The sequence below is a fragment of the Tunicatimonas sp. genome (genome assembly GCF_049647865.1).
GTDB lineage: Bacteria > Bacteroidota > Bacteroidia > Cytophagales > Cyclobacteriaceae > Tunicatimonas.
The window spans coordinates 1-7,608 of record NZ_JBARYM010000219.1; the positions used below are offsets into that span (position 1 = coordinate 1).

At 41.9% G+C, this 7,608-nt stretch carries 9 protein-coding genes; 7 read left to right on the plus strand and 2 right to left on the minus strand.

What is annotated here, in order from left to right:
• The 7 genes from WBA23_RS06730 to WBA23_RS06760 all read left to right on the plus strand — a co-directional run.
• Positions 1-1,190, plus strand: a 1,190-nt coding sequence (locus WBA23_RS06730) for an amidohydrolase family protein (RefSeq protein WP_424581485.1), incomplete at its 5' end; no start/stop codon positions are given.
• A gap of 10 nt (positions 1,191-1,200) precedes the next feature.
• Positions 1,201-1,494, plus strand: a complete 294-nt coding sequence (locus WBA23_RS06735) for a hypothetical protein (RefSeq protein ID WP_424581486.1) — start codon at positions 1,201-1,203, stop codon at positions 1,492-1,494.
• Positions 1,491-1,649 carry an ATP-binding cassette domain-containing protein gene (locus tag WBA23_RS06740; protein WP_424581487.1) on the plus strand — a complete coding sequence of 53 codons (159 nt, stop codon included), beginning with the start codon at positions 1,491-1,493 and terminating at the stop codon, positions 1,647-1,649. The genes WBA23_RS06735 and WBA23_RS06740 overlap by 4 nt, the downstream gene beginning before the upstream one ends.
• A gap of 163 nt (positions 1,650-1,812) precedes the next feature.
• Positions 1,813-2,004 (plus strand): hypothetical protein, encoded by a 192-nt coding sequence (locus WBA23_RS06745; RefSeq protein WP_424581488.1) that lies wholly within the window; start codon positions 1,813-1,815, stop codon positions 2,002-2,004.
• Between the two features lie 371 nt (positions 2,005-2,375).
• Complete coding sequence (locus WBA23_RS06750; protein ID WP_424581489.1) at positions 2,376-3,044, plus strand: NAD-dependent epimerase/dehydratase family protein; 669 nt, start codon at positions 2,376-2,378, stop codon at positions 3,042-3,044.
• A 460-nt stretch (positions 3,045-3,504) separates the two neighbouring features.
• The gene (gene gntA, locus WBA23_RS06755) at positions 3,505-4,194 is read left to right on the plus strand and encodes a guanitoxin biosynthesis heme-dependent pre-guanitoxin N-hydroxylase GntA (RefSeq protein WP_424581490.1); all 690 of its coding nucleotides are present in this window, start codon (positions 3,505-3,507) and stop codon (positions 4,192-4,194) included.
• On the plus strand, positions 4,187-4,774 hold the full coding sequence (locus tag WBA23_RS06760) for a DUF1989 domain-containing protein (RefSeq protein WP_424581491.1): 588 nt from the start codon (positions 4,187-4,189) through the stop codon (positions 4,772-4,774). The genes gntA and WBA23_RS06760 overlap by 8 nt, the downstream gene beginning before the upstream one ends.
• Here the strand turns inward: WBA23_RS06760 and WBA23_RS06765 are convergent.
• Entirely contained in the window at positions 4,771-6,030 is a 1,260-nt protein-coding gene (locus WBA23_RS06765) for a hypothetical protein (RefSeq protein WP_424581492.1), read from the minus strand. The two genes, WBA23_RS06760 and WBA23_RS06765, sit on opposite strands and share 4 nt — an antisense overlap.
• A gap of 499 nt (positions 6,031-6,529) precedes the next feature.
• Positions 6,530-7,608, minus strand: a 1,079-nt coding sequence (locus WBA23_RS06770) for a RagB/SusD family nutrient uptake outer membrane protein (protein WP_424581493.1), incomplete at its 5' end; no start/stop codon positions are given.

The window sequence follows — 7,608 nt, forward strand, 5'->3', positions numbered from 1 at the left end:
TTCGAGATGGTAACATCGAGATGGTGGCCGAAACCAGTGTACTGGAGGATATGGATTTATCCGACTACCAGGTACTTCCCGCAGAGGGGCAACATATCTATCCAGGCTTTATTCTTCCTAACACCACCGTGGGTTTAAAGGAAATTGGCGCCGTGGGTGCTACTGTAGACGAAGCCGAACGAGGTATGTTGAACCCTAACATTCGAGCCGTAATTTCCTATAATACCGATTCGGAAATTATTCCTACCCTGCGTTTCAATGGTATTTTGTTAGCTCAGACTACTCCGCAGGGTGGTATTATTCCGGGTACTTCTTCCGTGATGCAACTGGATGCCTGGAACTGGGAGGATGCGGTAGTACAGCCCGACGATGCGATGCACATCAACTGGCCCGGCCGCTTTCGGCAAGAGTTTGACTTCGCTACGTATACGGTGAAGCGGGTAAAGAACGAGCAATATGACGAACAACGCCGTATGCTGGAAGAATTGTTTGCTGATGCTACCGCCTACCTTGAAGTAGATAAACCTGAGGAGCTAAATTTAAAACTGGAAGCGTTGGGTGGTCTGCTCGACGGTTCAAGAGCCCTGCATATTCATGCTGACGAAGCCAAGCAGATTATTGAAAGCATTCGTTTTGCCGAAGATCGTAAGGTGCAGCGTATTGTGTTAATCAGCAGTGGCGATGCCTTACTGGTAGCAGACTTCTTGAAAGCCAGAAATATTCCTGTTATCGTAAGCAACACCCATGTGCTACCCAATCGCCCCGGTGATCCGGTAAACCAACCTTATGCGCTGCCCCATCAGTTGCAAGAAGCGGGGCTAACGGTAGGTTTGGGCTACGAACGGGGCATGAATGCGAGTGCTCGTAACCTACCTTTCATAGCGGGCACTACCGCCGCCCACGGCGCTAATAAAGAAGCTGCTGTACAGCTAATTACTCAAAATAACGCCCAGATTCTTGGTATCGGTGACCGCTACGGCACGCTGGAGGAAGGCAAAAGTGCTACATTGTTTGTCTCCGAAGGTGATGCTCTAGATATGCGAACTAACCAAATTACGAAGGCCTTTATTGATGGAAGAGAAATTACGCTTCCCGCTATGCAGCAGCGGCTATACGAAAAATACAAAGCTAAATACGAAGATGAACCACTGGTGCAAGAAGGTGAAAAGCGCGATGTAGGCAATGAGTAGCCAGACCTAAATGGTGAAAAAGGTTCGGTACATTTTATTATTCCAAAGAAAACTACTGCTGCCAACGATTGTCATTTCTTTGTTACTCGGCTTCTTCGGAAGTAGCATGAGCGGAGGAACTTTCAGTACTAATGCAGGATTGGCTTACCTGTTCGTTCTTCCGTTGTTTCAGTTCTTCGTTTATGAGCTTCGGTATGCCAATGAGTACTATTTTTATTACAACATGGGTATCAGCAAAATCATGCTGTGGGGCGCATGCATTGCTAATGTATTCATCGTCAATGTGATAATTGCCCTACTGTGAGCGAGCTTCGGGCAGATAGTATTATAAAGAGTTTCGGAACCAAGCATATTCTGACTGATGTATTCGTTGCTTGTAAAAGAGGCGAGATCATTGGGCTACTGGGAATAAATGGTTCAGGAAAATCTACCCTACTAAAGATAATAGTTGGTAGGTAGAACATGTTCGTCCACCTACGGAGATGTAAAAGAAATTATCACTCACCACGACGAAGAACAGCTAAACCTACAGCTACAAAGCCGACGGACTACCTAGTATGCTTAAAAAGGGCGGTAACACCTGGAAAGTAGTTCCTATAGATGGCACCACTCGAAGGTACAGATGCAGCTACGCATGGAGATGGCCCCGCTACCGGGCTTCTTTATGGGGTGGATGATTAGGTCTAAAATGAGCAAAAATGTTGGTGACCTAATGGAAGATTTAAAATACTTTGCCGAAATGGGTAAGCCTCACCCTAAAAAAACCAAGTCACTACAGCAGTGGCAAAAGTACAAAGCCAAGAAAGCTGCTTAATTTAGCAAGAAACACTGTCAGAAAAGATAGTGTTTTCTTTTAGCTACGAATCGAGAGCATTCGTTTCAAACAGCTTTGCTATCAGCAAGATAAGTATCTATGAAATTCACTATACTCCGAACTAGCGAACACCTATTACTAGTTAATATTGTGCATCATTTACTTTCGTAAAACGGAAAAGATAATAGACAATTCTTGTGACGGCACCCAATAATTACCATCAGTAGTTTCATAAGTAATCTAATCCGATTATAACATAGACTAAACTTTAACACAAACAATCAATTTTGATACAAGGCTACTAGAATCTTAAATAGGTTGGTGTCCGTAAGCACCTATAGTAAACATACTAACTTAATTGCTGCATTACTATGAAAGTCATTATTACGGGCGCTACCGGCATGATCGGTAGAGGGGTTTTGCTGGAGTGCTTAGATCATGAAGCCATCAGCGAGGTGTTAGTCATTGGTCGTAACTCAGTTGGAATATTGCACCCTAAACTTAAAGAAGTTCTTCACCAGAACTTTGCCGACTTTACCTCTATAAAAGAAAGCTTAGTGGGGTACAATGCCTGCTACTACAGCTTAGGAATTAGTGCTGCTGGGCTGAATGAAGAACAATACTATAAAGTTACTTATGAGTACACAATGGCTTTGGCGGAAGCACTCTACCAGCACAATCCGGAAATGACTTTTATCTTTGTTTCAGGCCAAGGTACCGACTCTTCGGAAACGAGTAGTATAATGTGGGCCCGAGTAAAAGGTAAAGCCGAAAACGATCTACTCCAAATAGGTTTTCGGCAGGCATTCATGTTCCGTCCTGGTATTCTTTTGCCGCTGCGGGGCATAAAGTCTCGTACAAAGGGATACCAGTTTATGTACGACTACTTCATGTGGCTCGTGAAAGCTATAAAAAACATCGTACCTAATTATGTGGTAAGTACTACTCAGATCGGATTAGCTATGATTCAAGCTACTGTAGGTGGTTATAAGAAAGATATTATTGATCCTGAGGATATGATCATACTAGCTAAACGCTAAATTAAGATTTTTCTACTGTTAGGCTGTCTTATACATCTAAAGAATTGTATTAGACAGCATATGCTTTCGGATACTTTGTACCGGACATAGAATACGCTGAATAGCTACATTAGTATATATAGCACTGTTACTCCTCGGGTTACGCTTACTACTTTAGCGGACACTTACACAAAAACAGCATCTTATTGAAACACCTAAGCTACAGCAATAAATACTCAAATAAACCTCTCAGATTACTTAAGTAAAAATAACTGATGAACCAGAGATTATGCATTACCGAACAGGTATAAATACTTATTAATAGTTTAATTAAGCATATTATTAAATTTAAGTATTTATATTAAATAATGGTTAAATCATTAAATATCATAAAACAATAGGTAAAACCGGTTGTTTTATTTATGATACTTTAAGAAAGACTAACGTCTCTTTATAGAATTATTTTTATTACTCAGTTCCAATGAATTTTACCGAATTTTATTCAAAATCAGTTCCTTCCTCTATTGAAGAAGAATTTAAGAACGTCGTGCTAAACCAACAATATCCTTGTTTGGGAGCTAAAGCCGCGTTTAATACTGATGTCTACCGAATGGGCTACTACAACCAGCTAGGTAGTCGCGAAGCTGCCGAAGCCATGGCACCAGATCTTCGCAATTTTATTGCAGAAAGAGAAACTCTAGACAGCAACTTTACAACTTTTGTTGCATTCTTTGAGCAGCCATTATCCATGGAAGAAGAAGACTTTGAAAAGCTCCTCTGGCAGCAATTATCTGTTTTACATCGTTTAGACGATCAGCCATGGGATTCTTCAGTATCTCATAATCCTGACAGTAAAGAATTTGGATTTAGCTTTGCTGAAACTGCCTTTTTCATCATTGGGTTGCACGCGAACAGTTCACGTCTGGCTCGAAGGTTTACGCATCCTGCCTTAGTGTTCAATCTGCATAGCCAATTTGACATTCTAAAGGCGGAAGGTAAATATCAGAAGATGCGAAAGGTTATTAGAGAGCGAGATCAAAAATTGCAAGGGCACATTAATCCCATGGCGGCTGATTTTGGTACTGTTACCGAAGCACGACAGTACAGTGGCCGAAAGGTTTCTTCAGCCTGGAAGTGCCCGTTTTTACATAAAGACAATCGTAGTGAGTAACCGAATACCGCCGCAATCAGGGGCAGCTTTTGTGGTGAAAAAGGGTGAGTATCTTAAAGTGACTGATCCATCCGGTGAGCAGGTTTCGGATATGGTTTGTTTTAATCAGCACGATAAAAAAGAGTGGCTTTCATCGGGTAAGACCTTAGACTACTGCAATACATTATTGATTACGAAGGGGCACTCGTTATACAGCAATCGGAGCAATATTATGTTTGATATAGTAGAAGATACGAACGGGCGAAACGATTTTTTACTGGCTCCTTGCAGTCCTGAGACTTTTAAAATCATCTACGGCACTACCGATTACCACCCTAGCTGTTTTGAGAACTTGCATACCAATTTAGAGAAATACGGCATTACTCCCGATGAGATACCTACGGCATTTAATATATTTATGAACGTGCAGTTTGCCCCAGATGGTACACTCTCAGTAGACCCGCCCCTTTCTAAAGCGGGTGACTATGTGGTACTAAAAGCAGAAATGGACCTTGTAGTAGGATTAACCGCTTGCTCCGCCGAGCAGTCAAATAACTATTCGTTCAAACCTATTGAGTACGAAGTGCTGGATAATTTTTAGGCTACTTCGCTAATAACTAATTTGAATTTGCCGACTCTAGTCCTGACAATGTCATTTTCCTGTACGTAAAGAATATCATACTGTAATTGATTCCCCGCTAGATTACATAGCCTTGATTTCATCTCTTCTAAGCCCTGACTGCTAAAATGATTATTAACGACTAAGTTGATTGTAAACCGCTTTCTACATTTTTGATGAATTTGCGCTAATTCCAGTCCGTCGATGTTTGAGAACATTGCGCCCATGCGGCCAATTTTAGTTCCATCGGGTAACAGCAATAGATCATCGTGTCTCCCCACAATCGCCTTAACCTGATAGTTACTCCGATCTGTGCAGGGAACAATTGTATCGTCTACCTGGTACCGAATAAGTGGAAATGAAGTAGAAATCAACCCGGTAGCAATCGTTCTGTCCTCTTCGTATTCATTTACCGAGTACATCGGTAATTCGTAGTACTGACCGTCTTGGCGTTGCTCTAGGGCAATGGTTCGTTCCGCGTTTCCGTACCAATCTACTATTCTGGTATTAAATACTTTTTCTATTTTCTCTCGTTGGTGCTGGTAGACTTGCTCCGATGATGTAAAGATCGCTGGTACGTTTAGCGTTAAACCTCGGCTTTGAAAGAAATTAGCTAAAATCTCCACTGAACTAGGATAAGCTAAAATTGCGTAAGGCTCAAGCTGCTGAATTTGCTGGCAATACCAGTCAGCATTTTCTTCTCTCAGATTGAAGCTAGATAAATATAAGCAATTCGCGTGCGGATCATACTGCTTCATTTGCCGTCGGTCAAGAATGCCCCGCAAAGAAACCGTTTTCATGCCGGGTTGATAACCAAATAAGGCTCGCTGTGCCCAGATGTACGCTCCCTCCTTTAACGTTGATCGATAGTCCCGATATACAACTAATGGTGTTCCTGAAGTGCCACTGGTATGTCCTTTAGTTTTAACCCAGGGGTTACCAATGTATATTGACTCTAAGTGTTTCCTCACCTCTTTTTTAGTAACAATTGGTAAGTTACCTATATCGTCAACGGACTTAATACTTTGTATATTGACTCCGTAGGTAGCATACAGTTTCTGATAAAAAGAAGACCGCTTAACTGCCTGCTGAAATATAGAAAGAAACGCTTCATTTTGGCAGTGCTGAAGTTGGTTGCTGTCCCACTCTTTCTGTTCCAACACTTTTTTAACTTCCTGTTTGAAATAGGGGTTGTAGCGTAGATAGTAGTTGGTGAGATTTTTAGCTCTTCTTAGCATTTTCAAGTTGACTATTTTTCGTACTGTGCTAATTTAACTATTACAAACGAAATATTGTGGTAATATTTATATTATTTATAAAAAATAAAAGTTTTAGATGAGTATTATGAAAAGCAATCAGAACCTAACCGTAATTACCTGCTTACTTTACGGAATATTATTCTGAATTATGATTCCCAGACTAGTGAAACTTGGAAAGTTCGTACCCCATTCTTTAATTATGATAAGAAGATACTGTGCTATTTATCGTTTAATCGTGCCATCAAACAGCCTTACATCGGTTTGGTGGAAGCGTGTTTTCTGAATCATCGTTTATTGGAGAGCGAAGGACGTAAGCGTAGTAAAGTATTTTCTATTGACCCTAGAGAAAATATTCCAGTTGATATTATTAGGCAAGTTTTAGAAGAAGCCATTCAGGTTTATACTTAGCAGTTATAACAAAAGAGCCACTGCATTACCCGGGCAGTGCAGTGGCTCAATATGTTGGTGATTTAGTCTGCTATCTAGCTTCGTAACCGGGGTTCTGCACTTCTAGATTAGGGTTATTCAACATCTCCTGTAAAGGAATAGGAAACAGTAGATGTCTTTCTTGTAGCGCTTGATTGGAGTTCAGGTTCACGTGCCCCACAAAATCATTAAATCCTTTGGTATTCTCGTTGAACACTTGGCGTAAACGCACCATATCAAACCAGGTTTTTCCTTCGTAGGCTAGTTCGTGCCAACGCTCTTTCCAGATTAACTGTTGAAAACTTTCCGGAGTTAAAGCACCCAACGGGGGTGTTTCTAATCCGGCTCGGGAACGTACTCTAGCAAGAGCATCTCGAGCGGCCTGAGTAGGGCCATTTACCTCATTGGAAGCTTCCGCAAAAATTAGTAATACCTCCGCAAATCGCATGATAGGTACGTTCAGGTTATCCTGAGCTGTACCGGGTATTCCCTGCGTTCCGTTGGCAATTACGTTGAAGTGCTTGAAAATATAGGGCGCCCCCAAATCGAACCGCTCGCCATTTCCGTTCTCAAAGTAGGTAGTATAAAAGTATCCTTCCTGATCCACTGTTCGGATATCGCCCTCTTCGTATGATTCGTAGAAGGAGAAAGTAGGTACGGTACTCCCGGTTCCCGATGGTCCTCGATAAGAAACGGGCTTAAAGTTAGGAAACATATTACCCATTGGGTTGCTAGCTACCATATTGTTGTACTGAATCATGAAGATATGCTCTACTTGATTGCCCAGACGCTCATCATGCACTTCTAGGTAGGTATCAAACAAATCGAGGGGGCCTGGATTGTCGATAAGCTCTCGAGCTTCATTGGCGGCCAACTGGTAGTACTCGGTGCCTAAGTTCAGTGGAAACCCAGCCATCGTGAGGTATACTTTAGATAGCATGGCTTTGGCCGCTGCCTGAGAAACTCTACCGCTTTCGTTAGTAAAAGGTAGACCTGCACTTTCGGCATCCTGAAGATCATTGACAATCTGATCGTATACTTCTCGCTGAGGAGTACGCGACGGAAAGAAGTTCTCTGAAGAAGCAGTTTGGGGCTCTAGGACCAACGGTACATCACCCCACAAACGCACTG

Excerpts from the sequence above, each read along its gene's own strand:
- gntA (WP_424581490.1), top strand. The coding sequence starts at position 3,505 with ATGAATTTTACCGAATTTTATTCAAAATCAGTTCCTTCCTCTATTGAA.
- WBA23_RS06735 (WP_424581486.1), top strand. The coding sequence starts at position 1,201 with ATGGTGAAAAAGGTTCGGTACATTTTATTATTCCAAAGAAAACTACTG.
- WBA23_RS06745 (WP_424581488.1), top strand. The coding sequence starts at position 1,813 with ATGCAGCTACGCATGGAGATGGCCCCGCTACCGGGCTTCTTTATGGGG.
- WBA23_RS06750 (WP_424581489.1), top strand. The coding sequence starts at position 2,376 with ATGAAAGTCATTATTACGGGCGCTACCGGCATGATCGGTAGAGGGGTT.
- WBA23_RS06765 (WP_424581492.1), bottom strand. The coding sequence starts at position 6,030 with ATGCTAAGAAGAGCTAAAAATCTCACCAACTACTATCTACGCTACAAC.